This window comes from Streptomyces sp. NBC_00726 (genome assembly GCF_045161735.1).
In the GTDB taxonomy this organism is placed as follows: domain Bacteria; phylum Actinomycetota; class Actinomycetes; order Streptomycetales; family Streptomycetaceae; genus Streptomyces.
The window spans coordinates 604,655-623,335 of sequence record NZ_CP108983.1; the positions used below are offsets into that span (position 1 = coordinate 604,655).

An 18,681-nucleotide genomic window follows, 5' to 3' on the forward strand; every position below is an offset into this window, starting at 1 on the left:
TCACAGGCTCTGTGCCAGCCGGTGGTACGCCTGGTTCCAGCGCAGTTCTCGGGTGAAGCGCCGGATGGTGGTGTCCCGGTGGATGACGGCGAGTTCGGTGCGCAGCATCTCGGCGAGGTCTTCCAGCTCCTCGCCGCCGAGCGCGGTGGTGAGGACGGTGTGGTGCGGTGCTCCGGCGGTCAGCCATGCCTCGGTGGAGGTACGCAGATCGGGGCTGGGCCGCCACACGGCGCGGGCGACCGGCAGCTTCGGCAGCGGCTCGGGCGGGGTGACGACATCGATGTGGTTGGCGACGAGCCGGAAGCGGTCGCCCATGTCCGCGAGCCCGACGACCACGGCGGGCCCGGGGGCCGCGTCGAAGACCAGCCGGACCGGGTCCTCCCGGCCGCCGATGGAGAGCGGGTGGATCTCGCAGCTGGGGGTCGCCGTGGTGAGCGAGGGGCAGACCTCCAGCATGTGGGCGCCCAGGATCAGCTCCTGGCCGGGTGTGAGGTCGTAGGTGTAGTCCTCCATGAACGACGTGCCGCCGGGCAGCCCGTGCGCCATGGCCTTGAGGGTGCGCAGCAGGACGGAGGTCTTCCAGTCGCCCTCGCCGCCGAAGCCGTAGCCGTCGGCCATCAGGCGCTGGACGGCGAGCCCGGGCAGCTGGCGCAGGCCGCCGAGGTCCTCGAAGTTGGTGGTGAAGGCGTGGAAGCCGCCCTCGGTGAGGAAGGCGCGCAGTCCGGCCTCGATGCGGGCGGCGTAGCGCAGCGAGTCGTGGCGCTCGCCGCCCGGCCGCAGCTCGGGGGCGAGGGTGTAGAGGTCCCGGTACTCCTCGACGAGCGCGGTGACGGTGTCCTCGTCGGCGGCGTCGACGGCGGTGACCAGGTCGTTGACGCCGTAGGTGTTGACCGAGACGCCGAACCTCAGCTGGGCCTCCACCTTGTCGCCCTCGGTGACGGCGACGTCGCGCATGTTGTCGCCGAACCGGGCGAGTCTGAGCCCCGCGAGTTCGGCGCGGCCGACGGCGGCGCGCGCCCAGCCGGCGATGCGGTCGACCACCTCGGGGGTGGTGACATGGCCGGCGACGGTCTTGCGGGGGACGCCGAGGCGGGTCTGCACGAAGCCGAACTCGCGGTCGCCGTGGGCGGCCTGGTTCAGATTCATGAAGTCCATGTCGATGGTGGACCAGGGCAGTTGCCGGTTGGCCTGGGTGTGCAGGTGGAGCAGTGGTTTGCTGAGCGCGTCGAGGCCGGCGATCCACATCTTGGCCGGGGAGAAGGTGTGCATCCAGGCGATGAGGCCGATGCACCGGTCGTCGGCGTTCGCGTCGAGACAGACCCGGCGGATGGCGGCCGCGTCGGTGAGGACGGGCTTCCAGACCACGCGCACCGTCATCTGCGGCTGGTCCGCGAGGGTGTCGCGGATGACCCGTGACTGGTCGGCGACCTGGGCCAGGGTCTCTTCGCCGTAGAGGGCCTGGCTGCCGGTGAGAAACCAGATCTCGCGGTCGGGCTGGGCGAGCGTCATATCGGGTGTGCTCCTCGTTGTGCTGGAAGAAAAGGGTCCTTGCCGGTCAGCCGGCGGTCGTGGTGCGCGCGGCGTTGCGGATGCGGCGCAGGCGGTGCAGGAGGAGGTCGGCGCCGGTGCCGAAGTGGTCGTGCAGGGCGCGGTATTCGCGGAACAGCGCGTCGTAGGCGTCCGCCCGGGCGGGGTCCGGGGTGTACGCGTGCCGCTGGACGCCGCCCATCGCGGCGGCGGCGGTCCGGACGTCCGGGTGGGCGCCCGCGGCGACGGCGGCGTGGATGGCGGAGCCGAGGGCGGGCCCCTGCTCGGAGGTGCCGAGGGAGACGGGGCGCCGCAGGACGTCGGCGTAGATCCGCATGAGGAGGGCGTTCTTCCTCAGGCCGCCGGTGACGATGAACTCCTCGACCGGAATCCCGCCGGCCTCGAACGCCTCCACGATCACCCGGGTGCCGTACGCGGTGGATTCGAGGAGGGCGAGATAGACGTCCTCGGGGCGGGTGTCGAGGGTGAGCCCCGCGACGACCCCGGAGAGGTGGTGGTCGACCAGGGTGGAGCGGTTGCCGTTCATCCAGTCCAGGGCGACCAGGCCGTGCGCCCCGACCGGCTGCCCGGCGGCCTTGCGGGTCAGGAGCTGGTGCAGGTCCTCGCCCGCGTCCCTGGCCTCGGTGCGGTAGTCGTCCGGTACGCCCTGCCGGAGCCACCAGGCGAAGATGTCGCCGACCGCGCTCTGCCCGGCCTCGTAGCCGTAGGCGCCGGCCACGATGCCGCCCTCGACCACTCCGCAGATGCCGGGGACGTCGGCGAGGGTGGCGCCGTTGAGCACGTGGCAGGTGGAGGTGCCCATGATGGCGAGCAGCCGCCCGTTCTCGACAGCTCCGGCGGCGGGGGCCGCCACATGCGCGTCGACGTTGCCCGCGGCGACGGCGATGCCCTCGGGCAGCCCGGTCCAGGCGGCGGCGCGGCCGCTGAGCCCGCCGACGCGGGAGCCCAGGGGTGCGAGCGGGTGGTCCAGGCGGGTGGCGGGGAAGTCCGCGAAGTCCGGGTGCAGCCCGCCGAGGAAACCGGGCGAGGGGTAGACCCCGTCCTGGTGGATGCCCTTGTAGCCGGCGGTGCAGGTGTTACGTGATTCGGCGCCGGTGAGCTGCCAGACGATCCAGTCGGCCGCCTCGATCCAGCGGGCGCAGGCGGCGTAGACCTCGGGGTCCTCCTCCAGCACCTGGAGGGCCTTGGCGAACTGCCACTCGGAGGAGATCCGGCCCCCGTACCGGCTGATCCACTTCTCGCCCCGGGCGTGTGCGAGGGCGTTGATGCGGTCGGCCTGCTCCTGCGCGGCGTGGTGCTTCCAGAGCTTCGGCCAGGCGTGCGGGCGGTCGGACCAGTCGGGGAGCAGGGCGAGCGGGATGCCCTCCGCGGTGGCGGGCAGGACCGTGCAGGCGGTGAAGTCGGTGGCGATGCCGATGACGCGGGCGGGGTCGGTCCCGGCGGCCGCGACCGCCGCCGGGACCGCGGTGCGCAGCACGTCGCGCCAGTCCTCGGGGTGCTGCAACGCCCAGTCGGGGGGCAGCGGTACGCCGGTGCGCGGGAGGCGGTCCTCGATGACGGCGTGGCGGTAGTCGTGGACCGCCGAGCCGAGTTCGGCGCCGTCGCGGACCCTGACCACCACGGCGCGCCCGGACAGGGTGCCGAAGTCCACCCCGACCGTGCAGGCGTCGGGATGGTGACGTTCGGCGGGGCCGGCGGAGGCGTGTGGCGTCACGATGCGGTCTCTCTCGTCAGGGGTGGGCGGGGCGGCAACGGCCCCCGATGATTGTTAGCGTTCACAATCCCTTGGGGCAAGAGTTGCGTGCACTTTTGTCGTTCCGGACCGGTCCGGCGACGGCACCCGGCTCCGCGCGTAGCGCGGTCAACGGGTTGAACCTGCGGGATGCGCCACGATTACTTCCCTTTCCTCCGGTTACGGCCGCGCGGCGGCGCAAGAAAAGACGTCGAGGCCCCTTGCGAGGCGCCGATGCGAGCGCTAACAATCGAGCTCCACCAAGGCCGCCGCCACGACGGGATTGTCAGGTAATGCCCATGAAGAACTTCCGAGCCGCGTCCGCCCTCGTGGCGGTGACCACCGGCTGCGCCCTGCTCCTCACCGCCTGCGGACAGAACAGTGCGGGAGGCAGCCAGGAGGAGAAGGACAAGAAGGACCTCACCATCGGCATCGCCATGCCCACCAAGTCCTCCGAGAGGTGGATCGCCGATGGCAAGAACATGACCGCGAGCCTGAAGAAGGCCGGATTCGCGACCACCCTCCAGTACGGGGAGGACGACCCGGACCAGCAGGTCGCCCAGATCGAGAACATGATCACGCAGGGCGTGGACGCGCTGGTCGTGGCCGCCATCAACGGCGAGGCCCTGTCCAACGTCCTCCAGCAGGCCGCGGACGCCGACATCCCCGTGATCTCGTACGACCGGCTCATCCTGGGCTCCCCGCACGTCGACTACTACGCCTCCTTCGACAACGAGAAGGTCGGCGAGCTCCAGGCCACGTACATCGTGGACAAGCTGGGGCTGAAGAGCGGCGCGAAGAAGGGGCCGTTCAACATCGAGCTGTTCGCCGGGTCCAACGACGACAACAACACCAAGTACTTCTTCGACGGCGCCATGAAGGTGCTGAAGCCCTACTTCGACAAGAAGCAGCTGGTCGTGCGCTCCAAGCAGACCCGGCTCAACCAGGTCACCACGCTGCGCTGGGACGGCGGCACCGCGCAGAAGCGCATGGACGACCTGCTCACCTCCGCGTACTCCACCGCACACGTCGACGCGGTGCTCTCCCCGTACGACGGCATCTCCATCGGCATCCTGTCCGCCCTGAAGTCCGACGACTACGGGAGCAAGACCAAGCCGCTCCCGGTCGTCACCGGTCAGGACGCGGAGGTCGCCTCGGTGAAGTCGATCATCGCGGGCGGGCAGACCCAGACCGTGTACAAGGACACCCGCGCCCTGGCGCAGGTCGCGGCGGACATGGTGACCGCGGTCCTCAACGGCAAGGAGCCCGAGGTCAACGACGAGACGACGTACGACAACGGCAAGAAGGTCGTGCCCGCCTTCCTGCTCGACCCGGTCAGCGTCGACAAGTCGAACTACCGGAAGGTCCTGGTCGACTCCGGCTACATCGACGCCGGGGAGCTGGGGTGACCGCCGCGCCCGAATCCCCCGCGCCGGTCCTCGAAATGCGCTCCATCGTCAAGACGTTCCCCGGAGTCCGGGCGCTCTCCGAGGTGACCCTGTCCGTGCGGCGCGGCGAGGTGCACGCCCTGTGCGGGGAGAACGGCGCCGGCAAGTCGACGCTCATGAAGGTGCTCTCCGGCGTCCACCCGCACGGCTCGTACGAGGGCGAGATCCGCTTCGACGGCGAGCCGTGCCGCTTCAAGGACATCCGGGCCAGCGAGCAGCGCGGGATCGTCATCATCCACCAGGAACTCGCGCTCGTCCCGCATCTGTCGATCGCCGAGAACGTCTTCCTGGGCAACGAGCCGGCCCGGCGCGGGATCATCGACTGGCGCGAGTCGCTGCGCCGGGCGTCCGCGCTGCTCAAACGGGTCGGTCTGGACGACCATCCGGAGACCCGGGTCGCCGACATCGGTGTCGGCAAGCAGCAGTTGGTGGAGATCGCGAAGGCGCTGGCGAAGGACGTCCGGCTGCTGATCCTGGACGAGCCCACCGCCGCACTCAACGACGAGGACAGCGCGAAGCTGCTGCGGCTGATGCGGGAGCTGAAGGACCAGGGCATCACCTCGATCATCATCTCGCACAAGCTGAACGAGATCGCCCGGATCGCCGACTCGGTCACCATCCTGCGCGACGGGCGGTCCATCGAGACCCTGGACGTCAACGACCCGGCCACCACCGAGGAACGCATCATCCGGGGCATGGTGGGCCGGGACCTCGACAGCCGCTTCCCCGACCGCACCCCGTACACCGGCGAGACCGACGCCCGCCCGGCCCTGGAGGTCCGGGACTGGACGGTGCGCCATCCGCTGGACCGCGGCCGCAAGGTGGTCGACGGGGTCTCGCTCCAGGTCCGGCGCGGCGAGATCGTGGGCATCGCCGGGCTCATGGGCGCGGGCAGGACCGAGCTGGCGATGAGCGTCTTCGGGCGCTCGTACGGGCATTACGAACGGGGCTCCGTCCTCAGGGACGGCCGCGAGGTGCGCACCCGTACGGTGCCCGAGGCGGTCGCCCACGGCATCGCGTACGTCACCGAGGACCGCAAGCACTACGGTCTCGACCTCGGGGACTCGGTGGGCCGCAACATCTCGCTCGCCTCGCTGGGCACCCTGGCCCGGCGCGGGGTGGTGGACGGCCACGAGGAGCGCAAGGTGGCCGAGCGGTTCCGGCGGAGCATGAACATCAAGACGCCGGACGTCCTCGAACCGGTGGGCCGGCTCTCCGGCGGCAACCAGCAGAAGGTCGTCCTCAGCAAGTGGATCCTCACCGGCCCGGACGTCCTCGTCCTGGACGAGCCCACGCGCGGTGTGGACGTGGGCGCCAAGTTCGAGATCTACACCGTGATCGACCGGCTCGCCGCCGAGGGCAAGGCGGTCCTCCTCATCTCCTCCGAGCTGCCCGAACTGCTCGGCATGTGCGACCGCGTGTACACCATGGCCGCCGGCCGGCTGACCGGTGAGGTCGCCCGCGCGGACGCCACCCAGGAAGTGCTGATGCGGCACATGACCCAGGACACCACCCCCGTACCACCCGAAGGACACCAGTCATGAGCACCGACATCAGCACCCCCACGAAGGCCACCCCGCCCTCGGGCCAGGGCGGTTCACCACCGGCGGGCATCCCGGTCGTCCGGCTGCTCCTGGACGGTGTACGGCGGAACATGCGCCAGTACGGCATGCTCTTCGCGCTCGGTCTGATCGTGCTCCTGTTCCAGGTGTGGACGGGCGGCGACCTGCTGCTGCCGCGCAACGTCTCCAATCTGGTGCTCCAGAACAGCTACATCCTGATCCTGGCCATCGGCATGATGATCGTCATCATCTCGGGGCACATCGATCTGTCGGTGGGCTCCCTGATGGCGCTGGTCGGCGGCGTCGGGGCGGTGCTCATGGTGGAGCACCACGTGGCCTGGCCGGTCGCGGTGGTGCTCACCCTGCTGCTGGGGGCCGTCGCGGGGGCGCTCCAGGGCTTCTTCATCGCGTACGTCGGCATCCCGTCGTTCATCGTGACGCTCGCGGGCATGCTGCTGTTCCGGGGGCTGACGGAGATCTTCCTCAAGGGCCAGACGCTCGGCCCGTTCCCGGAGGGCATGCAACGCGTCGCCAACGGCTTCCTGCCCGAGGCGGGCCCGGAGACGAACTACCACAACATCACGCTGCTGCTGGGTCTCGGTCTTGCGGCATACCTGGTGTTCCAGGAGCTGCGGGACCGGCGGCGGCAGCGCGAGTTCACGCTGGAGACCCTGCCGGCGGGCCTTTTCGTCCTGAAGGTGACGGCGCTGGTCGCCGCCGTGCTGGTCACGACCCTGCTGCTGGCGAGCTACAAGGGCGCGCCGGTGGTGCTGCTGATCCTGGCCGTGCTGCTGGTGGGCTTCGGTTACGTCATGCGGAACGCGGTGATCGGCCGCCATGTGTACGCGATCGGCGGCAACCTGCCCGCCGCGAAGCTGTCCGGGGTCAAGGACCGGAAGGTGACCTTCGCGGTCTTCCTCAACATGGGGATGCTGGCCGCGCTGGCCGGTCTGGTCTTCGCGGCGCGCTTCAACGCGGCCTCGCCGAAGGCGGGGGTGAACTTCGAACTGGAGGCCATCGCCGCCGCGTTCATCGGTGGTGCGTCGATGAGCGGCGGGGTGGGCACCGTGCTGGGGGCGATCATCGGCGGCCTGGTCCTCGGTGTGCTGAACAACGGGATGAATCTGGTGGGGGTCGGCACCGACTGGCAGCAGGTCATCAAGGGCCTGGTGCTGCTCGCGGCGGTCGGCTTCGACGTGTGGAACAAGCGGAGGGCGGGCGCCTGACGACCCGCTCCTGGCCTGGCTGTGCCCGCCGGTTCACCCGAACCGGCGGGCACAGCCGTCCTTCCGGTCAGCCGAGAAGTACCACTCCGCGATGGTCCCGCACGCCGGCGCGGACAGCGAACTGTTCCAGTCGGTGTGCGAGCTGGGCGGCACCCTGCGGAAGCTGGCCCCGGTGGCCGGCAGCGTCCGCGAACCGGCCCCGGTAGGCATCCTGTACGACTGGGAGTCGTGGTGGGCCGCCGAGCAGGACTCCCACCCCAGCGCCCTGCTGGACTACCGGCAGGAGGCGGTCGACCGGTACACCGCCCTTCTGGACGCCGGAATCCGCGCCGACCCGCACCGCCACCGGATGCTGGTCGCGCCCGTCCTCCACCTGGTCCCGGCCGACCTGGGCAAGGCGCTCGCGCACTACGCGGAACAGGGCGGGCATCTCATCACCACGTACTTCTCCGGCGTCGTGGACGAGAACGACCATGTGTGGCTCGGCGGCTACCCGGGCGCCCTGCGCGACCTGCTCGGCCTCCGCATCGAGGAATTCGGCCCGCTGCTCCCCGGCGAGACGGCGGAGCTGGACGACGGGACGACGGGCACCCTGTGGACCGACCGGATCACGGTCACCGCCCCGGAGACCGAAGTGCTGGCCGCGTACCGCACCGGCGTGCACACCGGACGCCCCGCCGTCACCCGGCGCACGACCGGCAAGGGCTCCGCCGCGTACGTCTCCACCCGGCTCGGCACCACCGGCCTGGCACGGCTGCTCCCCCGGCTGCTCGACGCGGCCGGCGTGGAGTCCGAACTCCCGCCCGCAGTACGCGGACTGGTCGAGACGACCGTACGCAGAGGACCGGACGCCACCTTCCGGTTCCTGGTCGACCGGACCGACCGGCCGGTCGCCGTACTGCGCCGGGCGGCCGGCTGATCCGGCGGGAGGCGGGGGGCCACGCGCTGATGCGCGGCCGTCCGGGCCCCCTCGGGCCCCGGACGGCCCGCGCGTCGCACCACCTGTCATGGTGTCGAGATGACAGACCCCTCCCGCTCTTCCGCCGACCCGTTCCCCGACCAGTTCGCCCGCACCCGGCGCTTCTCACTGGGTGTGCCCCGGCAGTTCACCGTCTCCCCGGACGGCGAGCGCGTCCTGTTCGTCCGGGGCACCTCCGGCACCGACCCGGTGAGCCGGCTCTGGCTGTACGAGAACGGCGCGGAGCGGCTGCTCGCCGACCCGCTCGGACCGGACTTCGCGGACGAGGACCCGGGCGAGGTCCCGCCGGCGGAGCGGGCCCGGCGCGAACGCGCCCGCGAGACCTCGTCCGGGGTCGTCTCGTACGCCACCGACGCCTCGGGGCGCCTGGCGGTCTTCGCCCTCGCGGGCGCCCTCTGGCTCGTCCCCGTCGACGGCTCCGCGCCCCGCCGCCTGCCGACGGCCGGCCCCGCCGTGGACCCCCGCCCGTCCCCGGACGGCTCGCTGATCGCGTACGTCTCCGGCGGCGCGCTGCGTACGGTACGCGCGGACGGCACCGGCGACCGCGCGCTCGCCGGACCGGACGGGGAGCACATCACGTACGGCCTGTCCGACTACGTGTCGCAGGAGTCCATCGGCCGTACGCGCGGCTACTGGTGGTCCCCGCGCGGCGACGCCCTCCTGGTCGCCCGCACCGACACCTCCGGCGTCCGCCGCCGCTTTCTCACCGACCCCGCGCACCCCGAGCGCCCGCCCCGCGAGCTGGCGTACCCGGCCGCCGGGACCCCGAACGCGAAGGTCTCGCTGCACCTCGTGCGGCTCTCCGGCGAGCGCACCGCCGTCCGGCTTCCCGGAGCGGCGGGTGACGGGCACCCCGAAGCCGTCTGGACGGACCCGGCGTTCGAGTACGTGGTGACGGCGGGCTGGGACGGCCGGGGTCCCCTGGTCTCCGTACAGACCCGGGACCAGCGCTCCGTGCACGTCCTGGCGGTGGACGAGGCGACCGGGGACACGGCGACCGTGCACCGCGCCCATGACCCGGCCTGGGTGGCGCTGCGCCCGGGCACCCCGCTGCGCCTGCCGTCCGGGGCGCTCGTCGTACCCGCGCAGCCCGGCGGCGACACCCAGGGCCTGAACATCGGCGGCGCTCCGACGCCCCCGGGCCTGGAGGTGCGCGAGGTGCTCGGGGCGGTGGACGGGCGGGTGTACTTCACGGGCGGCGACGAGCCCACGGAGGTCCATGTCTGGTCGTACGACGCGGCGGCCGGGGGCGGCCCGGTCCGGGTGTCCGGCGCGCCCGGTGTGCACACCGCCGCGGCCGGCGGCCCGGTGGTGGTCCTCGACAGCCGGACGCCGGACGGCCATACGGTGACCGTGCTGCGCGACGGCGCTGAGGCGGGCCGGATCGCGGTCCTGGCCGAGGAACCGCTCGTCATCCCGCGTCCCCTCGCCCTGAGCCCCGGCGCGCGGGAGCTGCGCAGCCGCCTCTATCTGCCGTCCTGGCACGCGCCGGGCGACGGACCGCTGCCGGTGCTGCTGAGCCCGTACGCCGGTCACGGCATGCAGGTCGTGCTGAAGGTGCGGACGTGGTGGACGGCGGTCGCCCAGTGGTTCGCGGAGCAGGGGTTCGCGGTCCTCGTCACGGACGGGCGGGGGACGCCGGGGCGCGGCGAGGCATGGGAGAAGTCGGTGCACGGCGACCGGCTGACGGCCGTCCTTGAGGACCAGATCGACGCCCTGCACGCGGTGGCCGCCGGCCGCCCCGAGCTGGACCTGACCCGGGTCGCGATGCGCGGCTGGTCGTTCAGCGGGTATCTGGCGGCAGCGGCGGTGCTCCGGCACCCGGAGGTCTTCCACGCGGCGGTGGCGGGCGCGGCCCCGGCGGACCGGCGGCTCTACGACACCCACTGGGAGGAGCGCTTCCTGGGCCACCCGGACGTGCTGCCGGACAACTACGACCGCAATTCGCTGCTGGACGAGGCCGCGTCGCTGACCCGGCCGCTGATGCTGGTGCACGGACTCGGCGACGACAACGTCACCGTGGCCCACACACTGCGCCTCTCCGCCGCCCTGCTCGCCGCGGGCCGCCCGCACACGGTGCTGCCCCTGTCCGGTGCTGGCCACCTGGTGGGCCGGGACCGCACGGCGAGCGGGCTGCTGCGGCTGGAACGGGACTTCCTGCGGAGGTCGTTGGGGGCCTGACGGCTGTACGGGGCGGGGGCGGCGGCCTGGTCAGCGCCGGGGCGTATCCCCCATGGGGTCGTCCAGCTCCCGCCCCACCGCGCGCAGTGCCGCGACCGCCGCGCGGACCGAGGGCCGCCGGTCCGCGTCCGTCCGCCACACCGCGTGGACATGGCGGCGCATCCGCTGGCGCACCGGCACCAGCCGCACCCCGTCGGGCACCGGCCCCCGCCCCAGCCGGGGCGCCACGCACACGCCCATCCCGGCGGCGATCAGCGCGAGTTGCGTGTGGTGCTCGCCCGCGAGGTGGGCGATGCGCGGTTCGATGCCCTTGGAGCGGAGCGTGAACATCAGCCAGTCGTAGCAGAATTCGCCCTCCGGCCAGGACACCCAGTCGTCGTCCGCGAAGTCCTCCAGGTCCACTTCGGACCGGCCGGCGAGCGGGTGGTCCGCCGGCATGGCGATGTCCGGGGCGTCGTCCAGCAGCTCCGCCCGGGTCAGCCCGCCGGGCACCGGGAGCCGCTTGTTGCTCCAGTCCAGGACGACCGCGAGATCGATGTCACCCCGGAGCACCGCCCGGATGCCGTCCTCCGGCTCCAGTTCCAGGGTGCGCACCCGCAGTTCGGGGTGGTCGGCGCGCAGCGCGAGCAGCGTGGCGGGGAAGAGGCCGCGCGCGGCCGTGGGAAACGCGCCGAGCCGGATCTCCCCCACGACCTCGCCGCGCTGGGCCTCGATGTCGGACTGGGCCAGCTCGACCTGCGAGAGGATGCGGGCCGCGTGGTCGGCGAGCAGCCGGCCCGCGTCGGTGAGCCGCACCCCGCGCCCGTTCCTGGCGAGGAGCTGCTGGCCGACCTCCCGCTCCAGCTTCGCCATCTGCTGCGAGACGGCGGACGTCGTGACGTGCAGCCCTTCGGCGGCGCCGCTGACCGAACCGAGCCTGGCCAGGGCGTCCAGGGTGCGCAGGCGCTCCAGATTCAACATGTAAGCGATGCTACGTGAAGCGGCATACGAAATCTCACTTGTGCTACGAGGTGGAGGCGGCGATCGTTGTCATCATGAGCGCCCCGACCGCCCCGAGAGCCACCCCCGAGCCATGCCCGACCCCGGCCGCACCGCCGCCCGTGGCACCGGCCGCCACCACCTCCGCCCCCATCCCCGCCCCCGCCCCCGCCCGGCGGCCGGCCCTGGACTGGCGGCTGCGGTTCGCGGCGCTCTCGCTGATCTGGGGCTTCAGCTTCCTCCTGATCAAGGTGGGGACCGACGCGTACGCCCCGTTCCAGGTGACCCTGGGCCGGCTGATCGCGGGCACGGCGGTCCTCGCGGTGGTCATGGCGGTGAAGCGGGAACGGCTGCCGCGCTCCGCCCGGACCTGGGGCCATCTGGCGGTGGCGGCGTTCTTCCTCAACGCCCTCCCGTTCTCCCTGTTCGCGTACGCCGAGCTGTCCATCCCGTCCACGCTGGCGGGCATCTGCAACGCGACCTCGCCGCTCTGGGGCATGGCCCTGTCGCTCGTCGCCCTTTCGGAAGACCGGCCGACCCGCCGCCGCGTCGCCGGTCTCGGCCTCGGCTTCCTCGGCGTGCTGACGGTGCTCGGCGCCTGGCAGGGCTTCTCCGGGCTGGACTTCAGCGGCACCGCCATGGCTCTCCTGGCCTCGCTGAGCTACCCGGTCGGCTGGATCTACGTGCGCCGGACGCTGGCCGGCAGCGGCGCGTCGACCCTCGCACTCACCGGCAGCCAGCTCTTCCTGGGCACCGTGCAACTCGCGGTCGTCACCCCACTGTTCACCTCCGTCCCCGGTAACTTCCCGATCGTGCCCACCCTGGCCGTCGTCGCGCTCGGGGCGCTGGGCACGGGCCTTGCGGTGCTGCTCCAGTACGGCCTGGTCAACGAGGTCGGGCCGACGACCGCGCAGATGGTCACCTACTTCATCCCGGTCATCGCCACGGCGGCCGGCGTGGCCGTGCTCGGCGAACGGCTGAGCTGGAACACCCCCGTCGGCGCACTCGTCGTCCTGGCCGGGGCCGCGCTCACCCAGAACAGACGCCGCGCCTGAGGAGACCGGGCCGCTACCCGTAACCGCACCTCACCCGCGCCCCCGCCGCCTCACCCATAACTCATCGGTCTCGCCGGTCCCGCCGCCCGCGCCACCGCGTCGGCCAGCGGCTCGATGTCGGCGTCGGCGAGCGGGGAGACGGTGATGCGGACGGCCTGGGGTGCGGCGATACGGAACCGGGCCCCGGGCGCCACCGCCCAGCCCGCCTGCAACAGCCGGGCCACCGCGCCCGTCTCGTCGCTCACCGGCACCCACACGTTCATCCCGGTGCGGCCGTGCGCCGGCACACCGCGCTCCGCCAGGGCCAGGACGAGGGCGTCCCGGCGGCGGGCGTAGGAGCGGGCCACCTCGCGCGGGTCCACGGCGCCGGTGCTCCACAGATGCACCACGGTCCGTTGCAGCAGCCGGCTGACCCAGCCGGGCCCGAGCCGCTGGCGGCCGGCCACCCGGTCGACCGTGACCGCGTCCCCGGTCAGCACCGCGACCCGCAGGTCCGGCCCGTACGCCTTGGCCACCGAGCGGACGAGCACCCACCGGCCCGTGGACCCGGCCAGCGGATACAGCGGCTCGTCCACGATGGCGTGGCCGTGGTCGTCCTCGATGAGCAGGACGTCCGGATGCCGGGCGAGGACCGCCCGCAGCCGCGCCGCCCGGCCCCCGGAGACCGTGGCCCCGGTCGGATTCTGCGCCCGGTCCGTGATCACGACGGCCCGCGCGCCCGCCTGGAGCGCCGCTTCGAGCGCGTCCGGCAACGGCCCTTCGTCGTCCAGCTCCATCGGCACGGGCCGCATGCCGAGCGCGGGCACCAGGTCCAGGAGCCCGCCCCAGCCGGGGTCCTCGACCGCGACCCGGTCACCGGGTCTGAGGTGCGCGGCGAGCACCCGTTCGATCGCGTCCAGCGAGCCGGAGGCGGCGGCCACCGGTCCGGCCGGCACCCCGTCCGCGTCCATCGCGGCGCGCGCGAGCGCGGCGAACTCCGGGTCCACGGCCGCCTGCCCGTACAGCCCGGGCGCGCGGTCATACGCCTCGGCGACCGATGCGAACGCCTCACCCAGACGCGGCAGCAGCGCCGGATCGGGGCTGCCGTCGCCCAGATCCCGCACCCCGGGCGGCGCCTCGACCCGCATCGAACCGCGCGCGGTGCTCGCGGGGCGCGGCCTGATCCGACTGCCCCGGCGCCCGGCGGTCTCGATCACCCCACGCTCACGCAGGGTGCGGTAGGCCGCCGCGACGGTGTTCGGATTCACCTCCAATTGAGCCGCCAGCTCCCGCATGGGGGGCAGCACATGTCCGGGCGGCAGCTCGCCCGAACCGACCCCTCGCTCGACGCTGGCGGCGATTTCCTGTGCGCGCCGCCCACTGATCCGATACTCTCCTAGCACAAACAACAGTATGCACTAGCGCAATGGAGAAGGCAATGCCGGAGACCGCTTCCCAGCAGACCACGTCCCCGGACAGCTCATCCGGCTACGAGCCGACGGACCGGACCGTTCCCACCCGGTCGCGGGACCGCGCCGCGTACGACCGGGAGACGGTCCACTCGATACTCGACGGCGCCTGCCTCTGCCACCTCGGCTTCATCCGCGACGGCGCGCCGGTCGTGCTGCCGACGCTGTTCGGCCGGGTCGGCGAGCGGCTGTACGTGCACGGCTCGACCGGCTCGCGGCCGCTGCGGGCGGCCGGGGGCGGTGACGAGGGGCTGCCCGTGTGCCTGACGGTGACCCATGTCGACGGCCTGGTGCTGGCCCGTTCGGCCTTCCACCACTCGCTCAACTACCGCTCGGTGGTCGTCCACGGCACCGCGTACACCGTGACCGACCCGGAGGAGCGGCGCATCGCCCTGGACGCGATCGTGGACCAGGTGGTGCCGGGGCGCTCCGAGGACTCGCGACCCGCCGACGCCAAGGAGCTGGCCGCCACCGCCGTCGTCCGGCTGGATCTTCGGGAGGTCTCCGCCAAGATCCGCACGGGCGGCCCGAACGACGACCCCCGGGACCTCGCCCTGCCGCACTGGTCCGGCGTCGTCCCCGTCGCCCCGGCCTACGGCACCCCCGTCCCGGCGAACGGCCTCGACCCGTCGATCGCCGTACCGGCGTACCTGCCCTAGAGCCGCGCGCCGGCGCGGTCCGCGACGACCGGCGCTCCCGCCCCCGAGGCCACCGGCCCGGACGGCGGCCGGGGCGTGGACGACTGCGCGATGAACGCGCCGGCCAGGACGAGCGCGCCGCCGATGAGCTGCGGCGCGGCCAGGTGTTCGCCCAGGAGGACCCAGGCGAGGACGGTCGCGATGACCGCTTCCAGGCAGGCGACGACGCCCGCGACGGCCGGTGAGAGCAGGCGTACGGAGATCACCCCGGTGACGTACGCGATGACGGTCGCCAGCAGCACGATCCAGATGAGCAGCAGCCAGGCGGGCACCGCGGTGCCGTCCATCACCGTGCCGCCGCCGAGCACCGACCAGTCCATGCCCCAGGGGCGAGCGATCACTGTGAGCACGAGGGCGCCGATCAGCAGTCCGTACGCGATGACGCCGACCGGGTGCGGAGGTTCGGCGCCGCCGCCCTGGTCGGAGAGGACGAAGTAGCCGACCTGGCAGCAGGCCGCACCCAGCGCGAGAGCCAGGCCGACCACGTCGAAGCCGAGCCCGGCCCAGACCTCGACCACACAGGCGAGTCCGCCGGCCGCGAGGACGACCCCGAGGGCCGCCGCCCGGGTGACCGGGCGCCGCTGCACGAAGCGCACCCAGCCGAGGACGAGCGCCGGGGCGAGGTATTCCACCAGGAGCGCGACGCCCACCGGGATACGGGAGATGGCTGCGAAGTAGCAGGCTTGCACGCCCGCGACGGCGAGCAGCCCGAAGCCGAGCAGGAGCACGGGCCGGCTGCGCACCAGCGCCCGGTGGCGCCAGGCCACCGGGAGCATGACGAGCGCGGCGCCCGCCACCCGTAGCCAGACGACGTGGAGCGGGTCGAGCCCCGCTTCGATCAGCGGCTTGGCCGCCACTCCGGAACCACCGAATGCGAAGGCCGAGGCGAGGGCGAGTCCCAGGCCGGCGCTTCTCCCCTGAGACGCGTGCATCGGCACATCATGACAGCTGCGGTCAGGAGCGTCACCCCGGTGACACCTGACTCGTACCGGCTCGGCGGACGGGGCAACCGAGCCCCCGTTCGTACACGTCCCACAGGGCGGAGCGGTTGTTCGCGGCGCGGCGGGAGGGGACCGGGGTGAGCTGGCTGGTGTCCCTGCCGGCGCTCGACGGGCGCGAGTACGTCTACCGGGTCCACGCACCCCTGGACGCCCTGCCTGCGGATCTGTTCTGGTGCGCGTTCCACTGCCACGACGACGGACCGCACCCCCGCGCGTCCGACCGCTTCGACGCGGCACGGATCTGGCCCATCACGACGGACACGTGAACGACGAGGAGCCCGGCGGCCCAGGCCGCCGGGCTCCTCCCGCACACCGGCCCACGGCGGGGCTCAGTGCTCGTCGGCGAGAATGAGATACAGCTTCTTGCGGGCCTCGTTGATGACGGCGACCGCCTTGTCGCGCTGGTCGGCCGAGCCGGTCTTCCAGACCTGGCCGAACGCCTCCATCAGACCGAACCCGGCCTGCCGGACCTCGTTCATGCTCTCCCAGTCAACCCCGCGCCCGGCCTCTTCCCAGGGCGCCTCGGGACCGGTCTCGGCCTCGGTGCGGCCGGTCTCGGTGAGCGTGAACAGCTTCTTGCCGCCCTCGCTCGCGCTGGTGATCAGCCCCTCGTCCTCCAGCAGCTGAAGCGTCGGGTACACCGAGCCGGGACTGGGCCGCCAGGCCCCACCGCTGCGCTCGCCGATCTCCTGGATCATCTCGTACCCGTGCATCGGCCGGTCCTTGAGCAACGCCAGGATCGAAGCGCGCACGTCACCACGCCGCGCCCTCCCCCGGCCGCCGCCCCGGCCCCGTCCGCCCCCGAACGGCCCACCGCCGAACGGCGGCCCGAACGGCCCGAACGCCGCCCGCTGCCCCTCGGCACCACGTCGCCCCTCGGGCCCGTACGGGCCACGCCCGCGACCATGTGCATGTCCATGCTCGAATCCATGTGAACGCATGACGTACTCCTCTGATTACGTTGATCTTCCACCTATCGCTGTACTGTCGCGATGCCTCAACGATATATCGGAACCGATCACCTGACAACCCTGCCGGACACCGCCGGGCTCACCCCTCCCCCCGCAGCCCCAGCAGATACACCGCCGTGACCGCCACTCCCCGGTCCCCGTCCTCCGTCAGCTCCCCGAGCGCCCGGGTCGCCGTCGGGCCCGGGATGTCCGCCAGGGCCTGGGTGAGGCGGCGGCGGGCGGGCGCGTCGAGGGCGGGGTCGGCGAGGCGGCCGACGAGCGCGGAGGCGATCCGCTCGGCGGTCTCCGGATCCGCGGCCAGCACCCCCAGCGCGTCGGCCGCGTCCACGTCCCGCACCGCATCCGCGACCATGCCGATGAGCGTCGGGACCGCCTCGGCCACCCCGCGCGCACCGAGCGCGGGCGCGGCGTGCTGGCGTACCGCGGCATCGGGATGGCCGAGGGCGTCCCGCAGCAGCGCGCTCGCGGCCTCGCCCGGAATCCCGGCGACCGCCCGCACCGCACGGGCGCGTACCGCCGCGTCGGGCGAGTCCAGGCCCTCCGCGAGAAGGGTGAGCCCGCCGCCCGCCCGCGCCAGGGCCCACCGCAGCGCACCGGCCACGCTCGGGTCCGGCTCGCTCAGCACCGCCTCGGCCAGGGCCTCCACCGGCACGGGCGCCTCGCCCGCCGAGGACAGCGCCGCCCGCTGCCGGGTGCCCGGGCTGGCCGAGCCCAGGGCCTGGAGGAGGGCGACGGTGCGCAGGACGCCCTCCCAGTCCCCGGGTTCGGCGGCGCCGATCCGGCTCAGCCGGTTCAGCAGCTCCGTCTCGCTCGCGATCCGCTCCCGGGTCCGCCGGACCAGGTCGTCCACGAGCCCGGCCGGGCTGAAGCCGGGATCGTCCAGGGCACGCCCCACCTCGCGCAGCGAGAGGCCGAGGGACCGCAGGCTCTCGATGTGGAAGATGCGCCGGACGTCCTCGCCGGAGTACTCCCGGTAGCCGACGTCGTTGCGCCCCGTGGGCCGCACCAGCCCCAGCGACTCGTAATGCCGGAGCATGCGCGCGCTGACCCCGGACCGCCGCGCCACCTCACCGATCAACACCTAGGGCCTTCCGTTCGGATCACCGTAAGCCCCGAGGGCCACCCTCCGCTTCGCCTCCTCGATCGCGAAGTCGAACCCGGCGTCCGGGTCGCGCCGCAGCTCCTCCGTGGCAAGGGTGTGCTCGCGGACCCGGGGTTCGGGGTGCGCGGCGGCGGCATACAGCGCCGGACCGGCCGCCGCGCCGAGGGCGATCAGCGCCCGGCTGAGGCTCAGCCGCGTTTCACGGCCGCCGCGCCCGAGCTGCCCGGCCAGCACCGCGGCGAGCGCCGGCGCCTCGTCCTCCGGCACCAGGACGACCGCGGTCCGCCAGGCGGCGCGCGCCACCTCGTCGTCTGGGTCGGTGAGCAGGGCCGGGGTGATCGCCGGCCAGGCCCGCCGGTCCCCGGTCTTGGACAGCGTGTGCAGGGCCTGGCTGCGGGCCCGCGGGCGCTCCGAGCGGAGCTCGCCGACGAGCCGGGGCACCGTCAGGTCCCGAGGGTGCCGGGTGAGCGCCCAGGTCAGCATTTCCCGTACGGAGAAGTCCGGCTCGGCCGCACACCGCTCCACGAGCCGGTCGACCAGCCGCGCGTCCGGCGCCGATCCGACCGCCAGCGCGGTCCGCAGCCGCACCGACGCGTCCGTGTGTGCCAGCCCGCGCAGCGCACGCGTGACGGCCGGGTCCTCGTTCGCCGTGGTCATCGGGACCACCTCCTCGCGGCCGAGTGAAGCGGTTGTCACCGTGACAAGGTCAAGCCCGGCGCGGTTCCGGGGCCACCGGTCCGCGATTGGCCTTG

At 73.0% G+C, this 18,681-nt stretch carries 15 protein-coding genes and 1 pseudogene; 8 read left to right on the forward strand and 8 right to left on the reverse strand.

Annotated elements, in window-relative coordinates; genetic code table 11:
• Entirely contained in the window at positions 1-1,509 is a 1,509-nt protein-coding gene (araA, locus tag OG338_RS02575; RefSeq protein ID WP_405935765.1) for an L-arabinose isomerase, read from the reverse strand.
• A 46-nt stretch (positions 1,510-1,555) separates the two neighbouring features.
• Complete coding sequence (gene araB, locus OG338_RS02580; protein WP_405935766.1) at positions 1,556-3,262, reverse strand: ribulokinase; 1,707 nt, start codon at positions 3,260-3,262, stop codon at positions 1,556-1,558.
• 317 nt (positions 3,263-3,579) lie between these two features.
• Between araB and chvE the strand changes: the two genes are divergently transcribed.
• The 5 genes and pseudogenes from chvE to OG338_RS02605 all read left to right on the forward strand — a co-directional run bounded on the left by chvE (position 3,580) and on the right by OG338_RS02605 (position 10,676).
• Positions 3,580-4,689 carry a multiple monosaccharide ABC transporter substrate-binding protein gene (chvE, locus tag OG338_RS02585; protein WP_405935767.1) on the forward strand — a complete coding sequence of 370 codons (1,110 nt, stop codon included), beginning with the start codon at positions 3,580-3,582 and terminating at the stop codon, positions 4,687-4,689.
• 35 nt (positions 4,690-4,724) lie between these two features.
• Positions 4,725-6,272 (forward strand): multiple monosaccharide ABC transporter ATP-binding protein, encoded by a 1,548-nt coding sequence (mmsA, locus tag OG338_RS02590; protein ID WP_405940298.1) that lies wholly within the window; start codon positions 4,725-4,727, stop codon positions 6,270-6,272.
• Positions 6,269-7,516, forward strand: a complete 1,248-nt coding sequence (gene mmsB / locus OG338_RS02595; RefSeq protein WP_405935768.1) for a multiple monosaccharide ABC transporter permease — start codon at positions 6,269-6,271, stop codon at positions 7,514-7,516. The genes mmsA and mmsB overlap by 4 nt, the downstream gene beginning before the upstream one ends.
• 58 nt (positions 7,517-7,574) lie before the next feature.
• Positions 7,575-8,414, forward strand: a pseudogene (locus tag OG338_RS02600) (beta-galactosidase); the annotation flags it as partial.
• A gap of 120 nt (positions 8,415-8,534) precedes the next feature.
• A complete protein-coding gene (locus OG338_RS02605; protein WP_405935769.1) occupies positions 8,535-10,676 on the forward strand; it encodes a prolyl oligopeptidase family serine peptidase in 2,142 nt (713 codons plus the stop codon).
• Between the two features lie 30 nt (positions 10,677-10,706).
• Here the strand turns inward: OG338_RS02605 and OG338_RS02610 are convergent, their stop codons facing one another.
• A complete protein-coding gene (locus OG338_RS02610) occupies positions 10,707-11,636 on the reverse strand; it encodes a LysR family transcriptional regulator (protein WP_405935770.1) in 930 nt (309 codons plus the stop codon).
• Positions 11,637-11,710: 74 nt separating this feature from the next.
• Between OG338_RS02610 and OG338_RS02615 the strand changes: the two genes are divergently transcribed.
• The gene (locus OG338_RS02615; protein WP_405935771.1) at positions 11,711-12,709 is read left to right on the forward strand and encodes a DMT family transporter; all 999 of its coding nucleotides are present in this window, start codon (positions 11,711-11,713) and stop codon (positions 12,707-12,709) included.
• A gap of 50 nt (positions 12,710-12,759) precedes the next feature.
• Here OG338_RS02615 and OG338_RS02620 read toward each other — a convergent pair whose 3' ends face one another.
• Positions 12,760-14,091 (reverse strand): aminotransferase class I/II-fold pyridoxal phosphate-dependent enzyme, encoded by a 1,332-nt coding sequence (locus tag OG338_RS02620; RefSeq protein ID WP_405935772.1) that lies wholly within the window; start codon positions 14,089-14,091, stop codon positions 12,760-12,762.
• A gap of 35 nt (positions 14,092-14,126) precedes the next feature.
• Between OG338_RS02620 and OG338_RS02625 the strand changes: the two genes are divergently transcribed.
• Positions 14,127-14,816, forward strand: a complete 690-nt coding sequence (locus tag OG338_RS02625) for a pyridoxamine 5'-phosphate oxidase family protein (protein WP_405935773.1) — start codon at positions 14,127-14,129, stop codon at positions 14,814-14,816.
• On the opposite strand, the gene OG338_RS02630 is transcribed toward OG338_RS02625, so the two are convergent.
• A complete protein-coding gene (locus tag OG338_RS02630) occupies positions 14,813-15,787 on the reverse strand; it encodes an EamA family transporter (RefSeq protein ID WP_405935774.1) in 975 nt (324 codons plus the stop codon). The genes OG338_RS02625 and OG338_RS02630 overlap by 4 nt on opposite strands.
• Positions 15,788-15,933: 146 nt before the next feature.
• Between OG338_RS02630 and OG338_RS02635 the strand changes: the two genes are divergently transcribed.
• Complete coding sequence (locus OG338_RS02635) at positions 15,934-16,122, forward strand: hypothetical protein (RefSeq protein WP_405935775.1); 189 nt, start codon at positions 15,934-15,936, stop codon at positions 16,120-16,122.
• 63 nt (positions 16,123-16,185) lie between these two features.
• Here OG338_RS02635 and OG338_RS02640 read toward each other — a convergent pair whose 3' ends face one another.
• From OG338_RS02640 to OG338_RS02650, 3 genes are all read right to left on the reverse strand, one after another.
• Positions 16,186-16,797, reverse strand: a complete 612-nt coding sequence (locus tag OG338_RS02640; RefSeq protein ID WP_405935776.1) for a PadR family transcriptional regulator — start codon at positions 16,795-16,797, stop codon at positions 16,186-16,188.
• 109 nt (positions 16,798-16,906) lie between these two features.
• Positions 16,907-17,908 carry a HEAT repeat domain-containing protein gene (locus OG338_RS02645; RefSeq protein ID WP_405935777.1) on the reverse strand — a complete coding sequence of 334 codons (1,002 nt, stop codon included), beginning with the start codon at positions 17,906-17,908 and terminating at the stop codon, positions 16,907-16,909.
• Positions 17,909-18,586, reverse strand: coding sequence for a HEAT repeat domain-containing protein (locus OG338_RS02650; protein ID WP_405940299.1), 678 nt, complete (start codon positions 18,584-18,586; stop codon positions 17,909-17,911).
• Positions 18,587-18,681 lie beyond the last annotated feature (95 nt).